The organism is uncultured Lacinutrix sp. (assembly GCF_947500325.1).
GTDB lineage: Bacteria > Bacteroidota > Bacteroidia > Flavobacteriales > Flavobacteriaceae > Lacinutrix.
This window is the reverse complement of record NZ_CANMRQ010000006.1, coordinates 1-19,314: the sequence shown is the minus strand read 5'-3', so window position 1 is coordinate 19,314 and position 19,314 is coordinate 1. Positions and strand designations below refer to the sequence as shown.

Below are 19,314 nucleotides of genomic sequence, written 5' to 3'. Positions count from 1 at the left end.
TTGATTAAAACGAAACTTATTTCCCTTATCTAATCATACATAAGTGAGTTACCAAGTATTATGAAAAAAGCAGAACTCGAAAATAAAATTTCAGAGGCTACATCAAGTCTTATTAATATGGCAACTGATATTTGTTGGAATAAAATATCGAGAAATTGTGAATATATAATGTCCGAAATTGATGAAACTGTTGGGAAGAATTATTTTGAACGTGCTAAAATTCGGAAACAAGTTAATGGCAAAAAATCACCCAAATCGTTGAGCGAAATTGTAACTGAATTGACTATTATATATGAAAATCTTTATGATATAAATTTATACATATACAGGGCATTACCAAATAAAACTATAATCGAAATTAGATACTTTTTAAAAACCTCACATACAGCAGATTTTTATCCAACAATAATAGATAACGAGCCTATGCTACATTGTAAAGTTGCTCGACCTTTTTATGTAACTAAATCAATAAACTCAAACGAACCAGAGAAAAAATTTGATGTGAATTGGGAACTTGGTGGAATTAGACACGAATTGAATAAATTTTTAGGTAATTTAAGATACAGAATGCGGAAATATAAACATAGACAGAAATTATATAAAAAAAGTAGATGAAGGATAGACCTGTTTTAATATTAGCTATAATTCTCACCGTAGTTGTTGAAATTATTTTAATGGTTTTAGTTTACAATAAAATTGGAGGAGAAAGGCTTCCAACTCAAATTGGTCGATTAATAGTCCAGATGATATTAATATTATGGGTTTTGAATAGTAAATCTAATGTTGGACTTTTCTTATTGATGGCTTATCATATTGTAATAGGATTATTTGGAATGAATTCTAGAGGTTCAGCAGAATTACTTGGACAAATATTAATTGGTTTTCATCTCATAATAGGATTAGTAATATATTTCCACGATTGGATTGAAAACAGAATTGGAATAAAAAACGTTGGGTAACAACAGCTCCAAATTTTAAATTTAGCTTTATATATAGAAAGATAAAAGAAAATAAATAATTATGAGTAAGTACATAATAGAAAATCAGAACTAATCACACCTAAAATAGTGTACATAATTTATACAAATGAATAATAATAAAACTTTTAAGTTTTTCTTTATACTTACTTTATTTACTTTTTTCGGTAACAAATCTTATTCACAAAAGCTTGAAACAAATTACAGGCAGTTAAAAAATGACAGTTTAAGAATAGGAACAGGAGAAAATGACTTTTTGCCATTTATAAGAAGTGGTTATACATTAATGATTCCAAAAGATAAAATAGTTAAAGGTGTACTTATCTTTCTTGAGGATTCAGGCTATGACAAAAGAAATAAAAGTGCAAAGCAAATTTATAATCAAGCTTCTAAAAAAGGCTTTGCTGTATTGTCCGTTTCTACCGAAATCCCTTTTGATTTTTACTTTTCTAAAACCTCTATACTTTCTACACACAAACTAATTCACGAAGCCTTTACTAAATACAATTTGCCAAATAAAAATATTTTCTTTTTAGGAGCAAGTTTAGTAGGGCATAGAGCGATGAGATATATTAAATTTATGAAAGCGGGTAATTATGAGTTTCAACTTAATATAGAAGGCATTGTTATATGTAATTTTACATTAGACTGGACAAGAAAATGGTATCAACATAAACGTGAAATAAGAATCAACCGAAATAACCTATGGGAAGCAAAATTTATAAATTTTATGTTAGAAACGTATTTAAAAGGCACACCCAAAACTAAACCAGATAATTATCACAACTTCTCACCGTATAGCTACTATGATGAAAAGAATAGAAATATTAAAATTTATAAAAACTATGCTGTAAGAGCTTATATAGAACCCGCAATAAAATATAGGTTAACAAACTACCTCAAGACATTGTACGAAAATAACTCAATAGATATAGTTGGGTTTTTAGCTGAATTAGAACTTGCAGGAAATGAAAACACAGAACTAATTGTTTTTCAACCTGAAGATAGTTCATTAGAAAAAAAGAATACACAAACAACTTGGAATACAATAAACAAAGATGAATTAATGGATTGGATTCAAAAGCAAACAGAAAAATAACAGCGTACAATTAAGGAGTAAGTAATAGTAGTATAAAAGACATATAGTTTTATAAATTTAAGAATAGTAACAATCCAAAAATTAGTATCTTTTTCCAAACTATATATAATAAACAAAGTTGTTAGACTTAATTCAAGAAAAATGAAAACACTAACCAAAATCATATTATTGGCATTTATGGGATTATTTACGTTCTGTTTTGGACAAAAAGATGAAAAACATATTTATTTAGCTGGTTGGGAAGCCGAATTTAATGGAGACGAGCAATGCCAAAAATTTCTAGAAACACAAATTATAGACAAAAAGACTGCTAATAACATTTGGAGTTCGATTGATCTTGTTTTTAAAGATAATAAACTCATAAAAGCTTATGATAATGATGAAGGCCATAAAACAGAAAGAAAGTTAAATGAAAATGAAATTGGATTTGAGTACCAAAAGTTAGAGCCAAACCAAATTTTTAACTTAAATATAGTATCTAAATCTGAAAGTTATTTGGGAGGAGAAATACCAGAGAAATTTTCAATTCCAAAATTTAAATTCAACGCACCTTTTCAGTATTTGGGTAAATTATCAAAATTGAATGAAGCTTTTAATTGGCTTCCTTTCGATTTGCATTTAGTAGCACCAATCTATTTAAATTTTGACAAGCTATTTATTGATTATTCAGATCCATTAAACCCAAAAGTTATAAATGTAGAAGAACTTTCACAAACGGATAATTCTTACGATGATTTAAAACCAAATTCGGAAATAGTTTATGAAAAAGTATTTATTAGTACAGAAAAATCAAATAATTTAGATGGATTTGCCCATACAGGAGTCCCTAATTGGATTCAATATCCTGATATTCCTTCTTGTCCTAAATCTAAGAAAACAATGAAATTTCTTTGTCAATTAACCGATGGACTTGAAGTAAAAACAAAAAGAACAAATGTAAAACCCAAAGACGATTGGTATAAACAGTATTTTGAAAACATGAATTTCTGGGGAGATGGCGATTTATATATTTTCTTTGAACCCGAAAGTAAAGTCGCTTGTTTTTTGATTCAAAACACTTAAAACGGTTGTAATGGTTTTTAAAATCAATTACTAATTTCAGATTACTTAAGACAATTTTTGTTAATATTCTATTTGGTTTGCACGGTATGTTTTATATCAGTAAATCAAACAGAAATATAATAATATAAAAACTATTTTAGTATGTTTAAACTAAACACAGAATTTAATGCTAAAGGATAATATAAAAGTTTCAGAAAAATTTAAAAGCCAGACAGGAAAAGCAATGTTTGCTATTACTGTCTTTATAATTGTTTATATAGTAATTTTTATATTATCATTAGTTTTAACTGTTGCTTGTGTCTATGGAGGAATTACTTTAATAATAACTAAACCTAGTTTAATAACTATAGTATTAGGTATAGGTATTGCAAGTTTAGGTATTTTGGTTTTTATCTTTTTAATCAAATTTATTTTTAAATCGAATAAAACGAACTTATCACACCTTGTAGAAATTACAGAAAAAGAAGAACCGCTTTTTTTTAAAATGATAAGAGGAATAACCAATGAAGTTGGAACACCTTTTCCTAAAAAAATATATTTCTCTCCAGATGTTAATGCCTCTGTTTTTTACGATTCTAGTTTTTGGAGTATGTTTTTGCCAATTAAAAAAAACCTTCAAGTTGGTATGGGACTAATTAATACAATTACAGAAGAGGAACTAAAAGCTATTTTATCTCATGAGTTTGGTCATTTTTCTCAACGCACGATGAAAGTGGGTAGTATTGTATATAATTTGAATCAAATTATATACAATACTATTCATGATAATGAATCATTCGATAAGTTGATTGTTGGATGGGCAAATTTAAGTGGCTATTTGTCAATATTTGTTATGCTGGCATTAAAAATTATACAAGCAATACAGTATATACTTAAAATAATGTATGAGTTTGTAAATAAAAATTATTTAGCATTATCTAGAGAAATGGAATTTCATGCTGATGAAATAGCTGCTAATGTAACAGGCTATTTACCTTTAAAAACATCACTTTTAAGAATGAATTTAGCTGATCATGCATTTAATTCTGTAATTGGATTTTATGAGAATAAAATAGCAGAGAATATTAAAAGTAATAATATATATACCGAGCAAAAATTTGTAATACAATTTATTTCAGAATATGATGATTTACATGTAGTAAATAATTTTCCTCAAATTACTATAGAAGATTTAAATAAATTAAATAAATCTAAACTTACTATTGAAAATCAATGGGCTTCACATCCAAGTATTGAAGAACGCATAGTAAAATTAGAGGCTACTATGCTTGTCCATGAAGAAAAACCAATTACTCCAGCTACAAATTTATTAACAGATGTAGTAAAAACACAAAAAGAGCTAACTTCTAAAGTTTTTGGGGAAATAAAATACTCAAATAAAGTATTAATTAATAGTTTAGAATCGTTTAAATCTGGATATAAAGAAGATTTTGAAAAAAAATCTTTTGCTAAAAAATATAACGGTTATTATGATAATAAAAACCCTCAAGAATTTGTATTTAATGAGCAAGAAAAGTTAATTGGTCAATTATCATTTTCAGATTTGTTTTCAGATAAACAAGTGCATTTATGCTATGAAGAATTAGCTTTAATTAGTGATATTGAAATATTAAAACAAATTGATGATAAAACTATCAAAATAAAAACATTTGATTATGATGGTATAAAATATAAAAGAAAAGAAACTAAAACGCTTTTAAAAAAATTAAAAGGTGAATTAGAAGAATTGAAAGAGGTTATTAAAACTAATGACATTAATATTTATAATCATTTTAAAATAAAAGAGCAGAAAAAAGATAAAAATGGAAAGCTCAAAAAAATGTATATTAAACTTTTTGATTTTGAAAAGGATTATGATAAAAAAATGGAACTTTATGAAACTCTTATCAATAAACTTCAATTTATTAATTTCACAACACCTTTCGAAGAGATCAAATCAAATTTTTTAGATATTAATTTTTTTGAAAAAAAACTTAAGAAAAGTATAAACGAATTCCTGCGTAATGATGAATTTATTAAAGGTATTTCTAAAGAAATGAAAGGCAATTTTGAATTGTATTTATCCAAAGATTGGGAATATTTTGGAAATCAAAATTACTTTGATAAAAACTTAGAACTTCTTTTTACTACCTTAAATAATTATGTTTTTTTACTTTCTAACAGCTATTTTACAATTAAAAAAGACCTTTTAGATTATAAATTATCTTTAATAGAATAATATTATTGAATTAAATAAAAAGCAGAGTGATTTATATTTATTAATAAATGTATTTTAGCTCTATAACTGTTATACATGTATATTGTTTTTTTAGTATTTGGTAAAGATTATATAAATTATCAACAAGCTTTATTTTCTATGTTTACTTTTCTTTCTCAAATGAAAGAAGAAGATAAGATTATTGTACTTACAGACCATCCAGATTATTTTAATATTATAAAGGACAGAATTATTATTTCTAAATTAAATGAGTCTACACTTACAGAATGGAAAGGAGACCATCAGTTTTTTTGGCGTATTAAAATTAAAGCATTACAATTAATTGCAAAACAATGGAACGATAAACCATTTTTATACTTAGATGCAGATACGTTCTTGTTTGAAGATTTTAATAGTATTAAAACAAAATTATCTCAAGGTTATAATTTAATGCACCTTAATGAAGGTAAACTTAGTGAGTTACAATCTAAAACTGAAAAATTGATGTGGCATCAGTTAAAAAATACTAGCCATGGCAGCATTAATATAGACTCGAATACTTGTATGTGGAATGCAGGAGCAATTGCAGTTAGTAATGATAGAGTAGAAGTATTACAATTAGCACTTGATATATGTGATAGTATGTGTATGCAGCAAGTAACACCAAGATTAATAGAACAATTGGCATTTTCAATAGCCCTACAAACCAACAATAAACTAGAAGCGATAGATAATTGTGTTGGTCATTATTGGGGAAACAAGAAACAATGGAATGAGAAAATTAGTGAATTCTTTTCATATAATTTAATGACCAGTTTAAGTATTAATGAACAAATTAAAAAAACGACAACTATAAAATTTAATGCTATACCAGTAATAATAAAAGTTCCAAATACAAGATTAAGATTAATTAAAAAAGTAACGCATTGGTTTCCTAATAAATATCAGACTTTTATTAGAAAAGAATAATTTAATAGATATCTTAACAACTCTGTTAATAATTATAAACTTTGTATTGTATAAAAAAAGAGTTTAACTTATCTTTGCCAAAGATTTATAACAAGACACATCAATTATGTTCGAATTTGACCAATATTTAGGCTTTTTAGCATTCTTAACTATCTTAACCATAGGATTTTGGTTAATGATTTTTTTATTAACTTTCGTTATTCCTTACTGGATTGGAGGGAGTTTAATTGAACGTGTTAAAGAAATTATGGAAGAAAAGAAAGCTAATAAAAATGCTTAATTAGCTTTTAATAGATAATAAAAAAGGGAAACTTAAATAAGTTTCCCTTTTTTATTGATTTTTTTTAAGGATTTATGTTAACCTTGAAAATCATCACCGCCGTCGAAATTAGACCTTTGTTTACGGCCTTTTTTCTGATTAAATCTATAGGTGAATGATAAATTGAAACTGCGTTCCCTCCATTGAAACTCACTGTCACTAATAAATGTTTCTGTAGTTGTAATTTGTTGACGTTTTCTTGAGTTCAACAAATCGCTAACATTTAACGCTATAGAAGCCTTATCTTTAAATAGATCTTTACTAAAGGCCAGATTGGCAACAAATAAACCATTACGGCTACTTTGACCATTTTCTTCCCTTGGCCCACGATATTGCAAACGCGTTTGCCATTCTACTTTACCTGGTAAAGTATATTTATTATTAAGTCTTACAAACCAACTAGAATTCTTATTTCCTAAATCGTCACCATTAAGAGCAACTCCTTTTGTTTCAGATTGAAAAAAGTTAAAGTTTGTATTAATATTCCATTTTCTAGATGGTCTATATGCAAGTGTAAACTCAAAACCTGTTCTATCTTGAGTAGATAGGTTTATTGGAGTACGTTGAAAAACAGGTACAGTTTCACCATCTATTTCTACAGTTTCACCAGTATCGAAAATAGTAAAATTAAAAACATCTGTAGCGTGAGAATAATATAATGAGGTATCAAAAGTAAATTTTCCAAAACGCTTTAAATACCCTAAATCAAATTGCCCAGAGTAGCTAGGTGCTAATCCCGGATTGCCTTGAAATATACTAGTTACACTTGCTCGTGATGGAAATGGATTAACGAAAAATGACCTTGGACGACGTATACGACGATTATATGCAAGTGTTATGTTTTCGCTTTCATTTAATTCATAATTTAAATTTACAGTTGGAAACAAACCAGTATATTGATTTTTTCTAAAATCACCACTTGTAGGTTGATCTAATGTTATTTGGGTATCTTCTAAACGTAATCCTAATAAATAAGAAAACTTTCCAATCTTACTTCCATACTGAGTATATACTGCAGTTAAATATTCACGATAATTAAATAAATTAGATAAGCCAGTATCATTAATAAATGTATTAGTAGTTTCATCAAGAAAATCTACTCTATAATCTGTATTCCTAGTATTAAAATTCCCACGAAATCCAAGTTCGAATTGGCTTTTCTCACCAATAGGTAAAACATAGTCAGTTTGTAATAATATACGCTCTTGGTCTTCAAGTGTAGCTACTTTTTCTAAATTTTCTCCATTAATATTTACTAAAGAGCGTTCATCTTCATCACTGTCTTCATATTGAAAATCGAAAGTTAATTTATGCCCACTAGTTTTAAATTGTTTATCGTAATTAATAGCATATTGTATTGTTTTACCAGTTTCTATTTCTGGATCAAAACGTACTGTTGAAGAGGTAAGAACTCTATCACTGTCAAAACGATTTAAAGTGTTGGTGGAGTTGTTTTGGTTATCATTATCTCTATACAAAAATGAGGCTGTAATAGAAGATGATGGATTTACATACCATTCTATTCCAAAATTTGTATTTAAACCTTTACGTTCACGATCGTAAATATTAGTTTCATCTAAAAAAGTATCTGCGTTATCTAAGATTATATTCCCAGCATCATCAAATTCACGATTAAAATATCTTGTCGATGCAGAGTTATTTCCTGGCATCTCTCTATAATTGTATCCTGAGGTGTTAAATATATTAATATCTCCTGTACGATAATTTACATTCCCAGAAATACCTGCTGAAGGATTATAACCAACATTAGCAGTTATAGCTCCATTTAAACCTTGTAGTTTACTACGACGTAAAATAATATTTAAAATTCCACCAGTACCTTCGGCATCATATCTAGCAGATGGAGATGTGATAACTTCTACTTTTTCAATAGATTCAGCAGGGAGTTGGCGTAATGCATCTGTAGAGTTTAAACCAACTAAACCTGAAGGCTTTCCATTAATAAGTATGCGAACGTTATCGTTTCCACGTAAAGCAACATTACCTTCTACGTCTACAGAAACAGAAGGTACATTATCTAGAACATCACTTACAGTTCCGCCTCTAACAGTTAAATCTTTACCAACATTATATATTTTCTTATCTAATTTTATTTCTACTGTTGTTTTTTCTGCAATAATTTCTACTTCTTCTAAAGCTGTAGCGTCTTCTGTTAAATAGGTTATACCTAAATTTTGATCTTCAGTAATGGTTTTATTTAGTGTCTTTTTTGATTTAAAACCAATGTATTCGTAAGAGATAGTATATGTGCCCGTCTCAACTTCTATACTGTATTCTCCTTTTTCATTGGTTATGCCACCAGTAGTTAGTTTACCTGGTACATTACTACTAATAACAATAGTAGCATATTCTAAAGGCGTTTTAGTATCTTGATCTAAGATTTTTCCAGTAAGTTTTACTTCTTTTTGAGCAAATAGTGATGGTATTAATAAAACAGAGAAAAGAAGGTAGAAAATAGTTTTGTTCATAGTTTTAGTGTAAACCTATGGTAAGGTTTCATGCTAATTAGAACGCAAAAGTAGTTTAAGGTTTAACTGTGTTTGGTTAAAAGTATGTTAAATATAAAAGCCTTATTATTTAACAAGGCTTTGAGTATTATGATATGATTTCGAAGATTTTCTTTGGTGGTTTACCAATAACTGCTTTCTGACCATTAATAATTATAGGCCTTTCTATGAGTTCTGGATATTCAATCATTATTTCTATATATTCTTTTTCAGAAAATTCAACACCAGAATCTATAAGATGTTGAAATTTTTCTTTCCAAAGCGAATCGTTGGTTCTAATAATTTCTATTGGAGATACATTAAGTACTTTAATAATTTTTTGAAGCTTAATTTGGTCTAGAGGCTTATCTTGGTACTTAATAATTTCATGATTATGTTTACTAGTTTCTAATATTTCAAGACATTTATTTGAATCTTCCGATTCTGGATTGTGATATATTACTATCATTTTAGTTTAGGGAGTTAGTTAAGGTATGCTATTAATTAACTTTATATAATGTTAGTTAGGGCTAACATTTGTTTTTTTCATATTATAATATGGTTTTAATATTTTCTGTTGGGCGTCCAATAACTGCATTCTCTTTATTAACAACTATTGGTCTTTCAATTAATTTAGGGTTCTTAATTAGAATTTCAATAATTTCTTTATTCGTTAAAGTTAAATGTTTGTAATTATCTTTCCAAACCTTCTCATTTTTTCTTACTAAGTCTATGGGTGCTATACCTAATTTTTTAATGATGTTACTTAATTCTTCAAAACTAATATTTGTGTCAAGGTATTTAATGATTTCAAATTCTTTTCCAGAATCTTCTAATACTGCTATACCTTGTCTCGATTTACTACATCTTGGATTGTGATATATTTTAATCATAATTATTTTTCTTATAAAGTATCTAAATCTGTTGTTTTTTGTCCCATCATCATAAGGTATGCTTTAAGAAATGGTGTAATACTACCATCCATAACGGCATCTACATTACCAGTTTCATGAGCTGTGCGCACATCTTTTACCAATTTGTATGGATGCATAACATAGTTTCTAATTTGGCTACCCCATTCAATTTTCATTTTTCCTGCTTCAATATCATTACGTTGCGCTAATTGTTTTTGTAATTCTATTTCATATAATTGAGACTTTAACATTTGTAATGCTCTTGCTCTATTATCATGTTGAGAACGTGTCTCACTGCAAGAAATTTGTATCCCAGAAGGTTTATGGGTTAATTGTACTTTAGTTTCAACTTTATTTACATTTTGTCCACCAGCACCACTAGAACGCGCGGTAGTAATTTCAACATCTGCTGGATTTATTTCAATCTCTATAGAATCATCAACTAAAGGATATACATAAACAGAAGCGAAGCTAGTATGGCGTTTAGCATTACTATCAAATGGAGATATACGTACTAATCTATGTACACCATTTTCTCCTTTTAACCACCCAAAGGCATAATCACCTTCAATCTCTAGCGTTACAGTTTTTATACCAGCAACATCACCTTCTTGAAAATTTAATTCCTTGACTTTTAAGTTGTTTTTTTCAGCATACATTAAATACATTCTCATAAGCATTTGAGCCCAATCACAACTTTCTGTTCCTCCGGCACCAGCTGTAATTTGTAATACAGCACTTAGCTTATCACCATCTTCAGACAACATGTTTTTAAATTCTAAATCTTCAATTAGATTTACTGCTTTTTCATACCTTAAATTTACGTCTTCGGCAGTAGCTTCTTCTTCTTTAAAAAAATCATAAATGACTTCTAGATCTTCAGTAAGGGTTATAGCTGTATTATAATCTTCAACCCATTTTTTATTAGTACGCAAAGAATGCATAATAGCTTCAGCAGCTTTAGAGTCATTCCAAAAATTTGGATCGAAGGTTAGTTCTTCTTCATTATGTATTTCAATGAGCTTGGCATCTATGTCAAAGATATTGCCTTAACGACGTTAGGCGAATTGTAAGATCTTTAATATGCTCTTGTGTAATCATAGTCTTTTATTAGTTTAAAACAAAAATAGAATTATTAGTAGCATATGAAAATTATTACGGACTTATTTTATAGTTTTATGCGGAAATTATTTAACCAATGAGAATAGATTTAAGAAGTGATACAGTAACTAAGCCAACAAAAGAAATGCTAGAAGCAATGCTGGATGCAAAAGTTGGAGATGATGTATACAAAGAAGATGAAACAGTAAATAAACTTGAAGAAAGACTAGCTAATATGTTTGGAAAAAGCCATGCTTTGTTTTTTCCTAGTGGTACCATGGCAAATCAAGCAGCTATTAAACTGCATACTAACCCTGGAGATCAATTAATATGTGATAAGTATTCACATGTTTTTAATTATGAAGGTGGAGGAGTTTCATTTAATAGCGGTGTATCTTGTAAATTAATAGACGGCAATCGAGGCATGTTTTCTGCTACAGATGTTATAGAAGCTATAAACCCACCAGACTTTTATCATAGCCCATTAACAACATTAGTAGAAATAGAAAACACAACAAATAAAGGAGGTGGCGCTTGTTGGGATTTTAATGAAATTAAAAAAATTAGACAAGTCTGTAATGATAATAGTCTTGGTTTACATTTAGATGGTGCGAGATTATGGAATGCATTAATTGAAGGAGATGAAACGACCCATGATTATGGAAAAGTATTTGACACCATTTCTGTATGTTTAAGTAAAGGATTAGGCTGCCCTCTAGGTTCCGTATTAATAGGAGATGAGTTATTAATGAAAAATGCTATTAGAATACGTAAAATCTTAGGCGGAGGTATGCGTCAAATAGGGTTTATGGCTGCTGCAGGATTGTATGCTTTAGATAATAATATTGAAAAATTAAATGAAGATCACAAAAAAGCTAAGGAAATAGCATCTGTTTTAAATAACTGCACGTATATTAATAGTGTAGAGCCAGTAGAAACTAATATTATTATTTTTAGTTTAAATAATACAATGTCAGAACTGGAGTTTATAAACAAACTAGAATCGCAGTCAATTTTTATAAGTAATTTAGGAAGAGGAAAACTTAGAATTGTAACACACATAGACTATAGTAGAGATATGCATAGTCGTTTTTTGGAAGTTTTATCAATGTTGTAAAATTACTTTATTTTGTTTGTAACTGATTGATTATCAGTGATTAAAATCGGAAATTAATGTTTAAACGATTTTTTTTGCATTTTATCGAAATATTAAGAAATTTTAACAATTAAGACTTGATTGAGTTTGATAACAATTAATTTTATCCGAAATTAGTAGAAACGACTAGTATTCTACTTTATTAGTATAATCAATATTTATATAACCATTAAATTTTCAAAACAAATGAAAAAAGTATTACTAACAATCTTATCTTTTGTAGTATGTGTTGCAGCATTTGCTCAAGATTTACCAACAAATCCTGATCCAGGAAAATGTTACAAGCGATGTGTAACTCCTGATGTTTGGGTAAATCAAGATGTTACTATTCAAGTAGCACCTGCTTACAAAAAATTAAAAGTTGTACCTGCACAGTACAGAACAGAAAATGAAGAAGTAGTAGTTCAATCTGCTGGTCAAGAATTAGCTGTTGTACCTGCAAAGTATGAAACTCAAACTTTTGAAGTTACTGTACAAGGACCAGCTCAAAGACTTGAAAAAGTTGCTGCTACTACAGAAACATCAACTGAAGAAATGATAACTAAAGTAGGGTACCAAGAATTATCTGTTGTTCCTGCAAAGTACGAAACTCAAAATTTTGAAGTAACATCTTCTGAAGGAGGACAAACATTATCTGTTATTCCTGCTAAATTAGGTTCAGAAACTTTTGAAGTTGTAGTAAAAGAAGCAAGCCAACGTTTAGAAGTTGTACCTGCAAAATACGAAACTAGAACAGAAACAGTAATTGTTCAACAAGCGTATCAAAAATTACAATCTATTCCTGCTAAATATGAGACAAGAACAGAAACTGTAGTTGTAAATGAAGCTGGTCAAAGCATGAAAGTTATACCTGCAAAGTGGGGAACTGAAAACGTTGAAGTTGTTGTACAACCTGCAACAACAAGAGTTAAAATAATTCCTGCTCAATACGGAACAGAAAATGTTGAAGTTGTAGTAAAAGAAGCAAGCCAACGTTTAGAAGTTATTCCAGCAAAATGGGGAACTGAGACTTTATCATATAAGAAGAGAGAATATGGTTCAACTTTAACTGTTGTTCCTGCTAAGTTTTCTTCAGATTACCAAGTAATCGAAACTAAGCCAGCTACAGCAAAATGGGGAATGAGTGATACTCCAGCTGCAGATTGTGCTTCAAGTGATCCTAATGATTGTAGATACTGGTGTTATAAAAATGTACCAGCTCAAAACATTACAGTTAATACTACTGTTTTAGCAGCAGATGCTCAAGTAATTACTAAACCAGGATGTGATACAGCTAATGCTGGTAGTTCAGATTGTGGTATGGGTACATATACAAGAAAAGTTGTACAAACTCCTGCTACTACAAGAGTAATAGATATTCCTGCTGTTACTAAAACAGTTAAGAAAACTGTAATGACTCAACCAGCAACTACTCAAACTATAGATGTACCTGCTGTAACTAAAACTATTAAGAAAACAGTATTAATTTCTCCTGCTACAACTACTGTAACAGATATTCCTGCTGTAACTAAAGAAGTAACTAGAAAAGTAATGGTTACGCCTCCAACAACAAGAGTAATTGATATTCCTGCTGTAACAAAAGAAGTTACGAGAACTGTAATGGTTACACCTCCAACAACAAGAGTAATTGATATTCCTGCTGTAACAAAAACAATGAAGCGTACTATTGTAGCTACACCAGCTACTACTAGAGTAACAGATATTCCTGGTACTACTAAAACAATGAAGCGTGTTGTAATGGCAACGCCTCCAACTTCTAGAGCTATCGATATTCCAGCTAAATCTACTACAATTAGAAAGACTATTGTTTCTCCAGAAACAACAAGAGCTATTGATATTCCTGCCGTAACAAAAACAATGAAGCGTACTGTAATGGCTACACCTCCAACAACAAGAGTTATCGATGTGCCACAAAAAACAGCTTCTTTAAAGAGAACTATTTTAGCTAGCGATGCTAGAGTTGATGAAGTAACTATTCCAGCTGTTAACAAAACAGTTACAAAAGAAGTACTTCAAACTAAAGGTGGTTTAACTACTTGGCAAGAAGTTGATTGTAAATTAGTTGAATATAATGACCTTAACATAAACTGGAATTTAGGTTCTGCTACATTAACAGAAGGAGCTAAAAGAGAAATCGATGCTAAATTATTACCAGTATTATCTAGTGGAGTATCTGTAGAGATTGCATCTCACACAGATTCAAGAGGTTCTAAGCAATCTAACCGTTCTTTATCAGAAAGAAGAGCGCAAGCTGTAACTAACTACTTAATTGCAAAAGGAATCAATTCTTCAAGAATAGTTTCTAATGGTTATGGAGAATCTAGATTATTAAATAACTGTTCTGATGGTGTTTCTTGTACTGAGAGAGATCATAGAGTTAACAGAAGAACTCAATTTAGAGTTATAGATGCTAACTAAGATATAGTAAATCTTATATAATTATTAAAAGGGAAGCCAAACGGCTTCCCTTTTTTTGTTCTTTATTTATTCTGTTTTTGGTCTTATTATTGGTTTAAATGTTAAATTATAACGATTAAAGGCAATTTTTATCGTTAAAATGCGTTTTTTATTTGTTTTAGTGATATTTTTAAATTATGTTCGCTAAAGTTATTTTAACTATATGATAATCAGTTAGTTGTTTTAATATTGTTATTGCAACTATATTTAATCCCTTATGAAGATGAAACGAGCTTACTTAATTCTATCCCTATTGTTAGCTTTAGCCTTTAATGTAAATGCCCAAAAAGCGATATACGAACTTCCAAATAGAGTTAGTTCTTCAGATGTTTTAAAAACAGATGGTTTAGTACAACCTTTTTTAGATGATTTTTTAAAACTATGTAAAGAGTACGATATTGAATATTCTGATAAATTATTCAAATTAAAAGAAATTGCAATTGTAGATTCTTTACAAATGTCATCTAAAGGAGGAACTTTAGGAATGCTCGTTAGAGATAGTAATAATCAAGTTGAAAAAATAGTGTTTAGTTGGATGACATTATTAGATAAAGAAATTCTTAAAGTTGTTGCCTTTCACGAATTTGGACATTACTTTTTAGGTTATAAACATACCTGTAAGGATTGTAATACAATTATGGCAGAAGTAAATACCAGTTATTTTGATATTGTAAATGATTGGGATAATCAAATAAAAACCCTTTTTCTTAATTCTCCGGAATATTTAAAAAAACAAAGACTAACACAACATTAATATGAATGCTCAGTATTAAGTAAATGATTGATTGATAAAAAAACCTATAGCGTTAGCTCTATAGGTTTTTTTTATTTAAACATATCCATACCTGGAATGTTAGGCATACCATCTTTAGCAACTGCAGCAATTTCAGCTTCATTTACATTTGTAGCTTTTTCTATTGCTTTATTAAGTGTTAAAATTAAATAATCTTCAAGTTGTTCTTTATCTTCTAATAATGCATTATCTATAGTAATAGATTTAATACTTCTATTAGCTGTTAGAGTTACTTTTAATAAAGCATCACTGCTTTGTTCATCTATTAATACATTGTCTAGTCGAGCTTTTGTTTCTTCTACTTTTTGTTGGGTTTCTTTTAATTTTCCCATCATTCCCATTATATCTCCAAACATAATTTTTTTTTAAGTTGTTGTTGTGTACAAATTTATTAAATTCGATGGATAATAACCAATACAATATCTATTGAAAAATCTTACTTATTTATTACTTGTAAGTTTTACTTTTGCACATCCTGTAAAGACAATCAAAATATGCTAGATAACACATTAGTCGTAAAAGCTCCAACAGCAAAAAAAAAGGAAAAAAAACTAGAAATTCATAAAGATATAAGAGTAGATAATTATTTCTGGATGAATAACAGAGAAGATGAAGACGTTTTAAGTCATTTAAATGCTGAAAATACTTATACAAAATCCGTATTAAAACATACAGAACCTTTTCAAAAAAGCTTATTTGAAGAAATGAAAGGAAGAATAAAGGAAGATGATACTTCAGTTCCTTATAAATTAAATGGTTATTGGTATATTACTAAATATGAAAAGGGTAAAGATTATCCAGTATATACACGTAAAAAAGAAACTTTAGAAGCTGCAGAAGAAATTATTTTTGATTGTAATCAAATGGCAGAAGGACATTCCTATTTTAAATTATCAGGTATTTCTATTAGCCCAGATAATACAATGGCCAGTTTTTCGGTAGATACTGTTAGTCGTAGACAATATACGCTTCAAATAAAAAACTTAGTTACAGGTGATATTTTTGCAGATAAAATAGAGAACACTACAGGAAGTTCTACTTGGGCTAACGATAATAAGACTTTATTTTATACTAAAAAAGATGAAGTTACTTTACGTTCTGATAAAATTTATAAGCATAAATTAAATACAAAAGTTTCTGAAGATATTTTAATTTATCATGAGGAAGACGATACCTTTAATTCTTTTGTTTATAAAACAAAATCTAAAAAATATATAGTTATTGGTTCGTCTAGTACATTAACTACAGAATACCGAATTCTTAATGCTAATACTCCAGATGATACATTTAAAATTTTTCAAAAGAGAGAGCGTGAATTAGAATACTCAATTGCGCATTATGGTGACAGTTTCTATATTATGACAAATAATGATGATGCTACCAATTTTAAATTACAAAAAACATCGGAAAATAAAACAGATAAAAAAAATTGGGAAGATGTGATACCCCATAGGGAAGACGTTTTATTAGAGGATATAGAAATATTTAAGGACTATTTAGTTATAAATGAACGCGAAGATGGATTAAATAACATAAGAATAATTAATTGGAATGGAAATGAAGATTACTATTTAAAATTTGATAATGAAACCTATACGGCAAGCATTGGTAATAATCCTGATTTTAATAGCAAAACATTAAGATATAGTTATAATTCGTTAACAACACCAAGTTCTGTAATTGATTATAATTTTAAAACTAAAACCAAAGCAGTTAAAAAAGAACAAGAAGTTTTAGGCGGCAAGTTTGATAAAAACAATTATGAATCAAAACGGGTATGGGCTATTGCAAGAGATGGTGTTAAAGTACCTATGTCCATAGTCTATAAAAAAGGAATAGAACTTAATGGAGAAAATCCAGTATTACAATATGCTTATGGTTCTTATGGTTCAACAATAGACCCTTATTTTTCAACAATTAGATTAAGTCTTTTAGATAGAGGTTTTATATATGCTATAGCTCATGTTAGAGGTGGAGAATACTTGGGACGTAAATGGTATGAGGATGGAAAATTATTGGCGAAGATGAATACTTTTACAGATTTTATAGATTGTTCAAAATTTTTAATAAAAGAGAAATATACTTCTTCAGCGCATTTATATGCAATGGGAGGAAGTGCAGGTGGATTATTAATAGGTACAGTTATTAATTTAAATTCTGAATTATATAATGGTGTTATAGCAGCAGTACCATTTGTTGATGTCGTGACGACAATGTTAGATGATAGTATTCCTTTAACAACTGGCGAATATGATGAATGGGGAAACCCAAATAATAAGGAATATTATGATTATATGAAATCTTATTCACCATATGATAACGTACAAGTAAAAGGATATACAAACATGTTAGTTACAACTGGATTACATGATTCTCAAGTACAATATTTTGAGCCTGCAAAATGGGTAGCGAAATTACGAGAATATAAAACAGATAATAATAAATTATTATTTCATATTGATATGGATGCTGGACATGGCGGCGCATCTGGACGGTTTGAAAGCTTAAAAGAAGTGGCATTAGAATATGCCTTTTTGTTGGATTTAGAAGGAATTGACCATTAAAAATAATTTTCTTATTTTTGCGAGGTTTTAGGTTACATTTCTAACTAAAGTAACTGATCAAATATTGTTTATGGCACAAGACAAACAAGTTTTTGATAATGTATTGGACTTAATTGGCAATACACCTATGATAAAACTAAAAAAAATGACATCGGAATTTAAAGGTAACTTTTTAGCTAAAGTAGAAGCTTTTAATCCAGGTCATTCTTCAAAAGATAGAATAGCACTTTACATAATTGAACAAGCTGAAAAGCAAGGGATTATAAAGCCTGGTGACACTATTATAGAAACTACATCTGGTAATACAGGTTTTAGTATAGCTATGGTTAGTGTTATAAAAGGGTATGATTGTATCCTAGCTGTTAGCTCAAAATCTTCAGCAGATAAAATAGATATGCTAAAGAATATGGGAGCTAAAGTTTATGTTTGCCCAGCAAATGTAAGTGCAGATGATCCAAGATCATATTATCAAGTTGCAAAGCGCTTACATGATGAAATAAAAGGTTCTGTATATATAAACCAATATTTCAATCAATTAAATATAGATGCACATTATGCTACTACTGGTCCAGAAATTTGGAATCAAACAGAAGGAAAAATAACACATTTAGTGGCATGTAGTGGAACTGGCGGTACTATATCTGGTACAGCAAAATATTTAAAAGAGCAAAATCCTAATATTAAAATTATAGGAGTAGATGCTTATGGTTCTGTATTAAAGAAATATCATGAAACACGAGAGTTTGATGATAAAGAGATTTATCCATATCGTATAGAAGGATTAGGTAAAAACCTTATTCCTACTGCTACAGATTTTGATACTATTGACAAGTTTGTGAAAGTAACAGATGAAGAAAGTGCACATACTGCTCGTGAGATCGCTAAAACTGAAGGCTTATTTGTTGGCTATACATCTGGAGCAGCAATGCAGGCCATTAAACAATTAGATGCTGAAGGCGAGTTTAAGGAAACAGATAATGTAGTTATTATTTTTCCAGACCATGGTTCTCGCTATATGAGCAAAATATATAGCGATGAGTGGATGCGAGTTCAAGGTTTCTTCGACAGTAAGAACGAAGAAGCAGCTCAAACTATACAATACGTTAAATAAATATTTAATAAATGAGTCGTCCTAAAATAGGTTGACAGATTATAAAATAATTAATTACTATCCTGTGAAGCTAGCTTCACAGGATTTT

17 protein-coding genes are annotated in these 19,314 nt (G+C 29.0%); 12 read left to right on the top strand and 5 right to left on the bottom strand.

The genetic code is table 11. The features are described 5' to 3' along the window. The first annotated feature begins 60 nt into the window (after nt 1-60). The 7 genes from Q0997_RS09250 to Q0997_RS09220 all read left to right on the top strand — a co-directional run bounded on the left by Q0997_RS09250 (nt 61) and on the right by Q0997_RS09220 (nt 6,584). On the top strand, nt 61-615 hold the full coding sequence (locus tag Q0997_RS09250) for a hypothetical protein (RefSeq protein ID WP_299887793.1): 555 nt from the start codon (nt 61-63) through the stop codon (nt 613-615). Continuing rightward, on the top strand, nt 612-959 hold the full coding sequence (locus tag Q0997_RS09245) for a hypothetical protein (protein WP_299887790.1): 348 nt from the start codon (nt 612-614) through the stop codon (nt 957-959). Before Q0997_RS09250 ends, Q0997_RS09245 begins: the two co-directional genes overlap by 4 nt. A gap of 127 nt (nt 960-1,086) precedes the next feature. Then, nucleotides 1,087-2,076 carry a hypothetical protein gene (locus Q0997_RS09240; protein ID WP_299887787.1) on the top strand — a complete coding sequence of 330 codons (990 nt, stop codon included), beginning with the start codon at nt 1,087-1,089 and terminating at the stop codon, nt 2,074-2,076. A 141-nt stretch (nt 2,077-2,217) separates the two neighbouring features. Beyond that, nucleotides 2,218-3,138, top strand: a complete 921-nt coding sequence (locus Q0997_RS09235) for a hypothetical protein (protein ID WP_299887785.1) — start codon at nt 2,218-2,220, stop codon at nt 3,136-3,138. 166 nt (nt 3,139-3,304) lie between these two features. Then, a complete protein-coding gene (locus Q0997_RS09230) occupies nt 3,305-5,356 on the top strand; it encodes a M48 family metallopeptidase (protein WP_299887782.1) in 2,052 nt (683 codons plus the stop codon). 75 nt (nt 5,357-5,431) lie between these two features. Continuing rightward, nucleotides 5,432-6,304 (top strand): hypothetical protein, encoded by an 873-nt coding sequence (locus tag Q0997_RS09225; RefSeq protein WP_299887779.1) that lies wholly within the window; start codon nt 5,432-5,434, stop codon nt 6,302-6,304. Between the two features lie 106 nt (nt 6,305-6,410). Continuing rightward, a complete protein-coding gene (locus Q0997_RS09220) occupies nt 6,411-6,584 on the top strand; it encodes a hypothetical protein (protein WP_299887777.1) in 174 nt (57 codons plus the stop codon). Between the two features lie 77 nt (nt 6,585-6,661). On the opposite strand, the gene Q0997_RS09215 is transcribed toward Q0997_RS09220, so the two are convergent. From Q0997_RS09215 to prfB, 4 genes are all read right to left on the bottom strand, one after another. Beyond that, nucleotides 6,662-9,112: an outer membrane beta-barrel family protein gene (locus Q0997_RS09215; RefSeq protein WP_299887774.1), complete on the bottom strand. Its 2,451-nt coding sequence runs from the start codon at nt 9,110-9,112 to the stop codon at nt 6,662-6,664. Between the two features lie 127 nt (nt 9,113-9,239). Then, a complete protein-coding gene (locus Q0997_RS09210) occupies nt 9,240-9,599 on the bottom strand; it encodes an ArsC/Spx/MgsR family protein (protein ID WP_299887771.1) in 360 nt (119 codons plus the stop codon). Nucleotides 9,600-9,681: 82 nt separating this feature from the next. Beyond that, nucleotides 9,682-10,023 (bottom strand): arsenate reductase (glutaredoxin), encoded by a 342-nt coding sequence (gene arsC / locus Q0997_RS09205; RefSeq protein WP_299887767.1) that lies wholly within the window; start codon nt 10,021-10,023, stop codon nt 9,682-9,684. Nucleotides 10,024-10,034: 11 nt separating this feature from the next. Beyond that, nucleotides 10,035-11,145, bottom strand: a protein-coding gene (prfB, locus tag Q0997_RS09200; protein WP_299887763.1) for a peptide chain release factor 2 whose coding sequence is annotated in 2 segments (ribosomal slippage) — nt 10,035-11,081 and nt 11,083-11,145 — 1,110 coding nt in all. Because the reading frame shifts where the segments join, the coding sequence is not laid out codon by codon here. Nucleotides 11,146-11,242: 97 nt separating this feature from the next. On the opposite strand from prfB, the gene Q0997_RS09195 reads away from it, so the two are divergent. From Q0997_RS09195 to Q0997_RS09185, 3 genes are all read left to right on the top strand, one after another. Continuing rightward, nucleotides 11,243-12,262 carry a low specificity L-threonine aldolase gene (locus tag Q0997_RS09195; RefSeq protein WP_299887760.1) on the top strand — a complete coding sequence of 340 codons (1,020 nt, stop codon included), beginning with the start codon at nt 11,243-11,245 and terminating at the stop codon, nt 12,260-12,262. A 225-nt stretch (nt 12,263-12,487) separates the two neighbouring features. Further along, complete coding sequence (locus Q0997_RS09190) at nt 12,488-14,719, top strand: OmpA family protein (RefSeq protein WP_299887757.1); 2,232 nt, start codon at nt 12,488-12,490, stop codon at nt 14,717-14,719. Between the two features lie 262 nt (nt 14,720-14,981). After that, nucleotides 14,982-15,512, top strand: coding sequence for a hypothetical protein (locus Q0997_RS09185; protein ID WP_299887753.1), 531 nt, complete (start codon nt 14,982-14,984; stop codon nt 15,510-15,512). Nucleotides 15,513-15,583: 71 nt separating this feature from the next. Here Q0997_RS09185 and Q0997_RS09180 read toward each other — a convergent pair whose 3' ends face one another. Continuing rightward, nucleotides 15,584-15,907 carry a YbaB/EbfC family nucleoid-associated protein gene (locus tag Q0997_RS09180; protein ID WP_299887750.1) on the bottom strand — a complete coding sequence of 108 codons (324 nt, stop codon included), beginning with the start codon at nt 15,905-15,907 and terminating at the stop codon, nt 15,584-15,586. Between the two features lie 138 nt (nt 15,908-16,045). On the opposite strand from Q0997_RS09180, the gene Q0997_RS09175 reads away from it, so the two are divergent. Together Q0997_RS09175 and Q0997_RS09170 are read left to right on the top strand one after the other, a co-directional pair. After that, the gene (locus Q0997_RS09175; protein WP_299887747.1) at nt 16,046-18,115 is read left to right on the top strand and encodes a S9 family peptidase; all 2,070 of its coding nucleotides are present in this window, start codon (nt 16,046-16,048) and stop codon (nt 18,113-18,115) included. A 70-nt stretch (nt 18,116-18,185) separates the two neighbouring features. Continuing rightward, a complete protein-coding gene (locus tag Q0997_RS09170; protein ID WP_299887744.1) occupies nt 18,186-19,226 on the top strand; it encodes a PLP-dependent cysteine synthase family protein in 1,041 nt (346 codons plus the stop codon). Nucleotides 19,227-19,314: the final 88 nt, after the last annotated feature.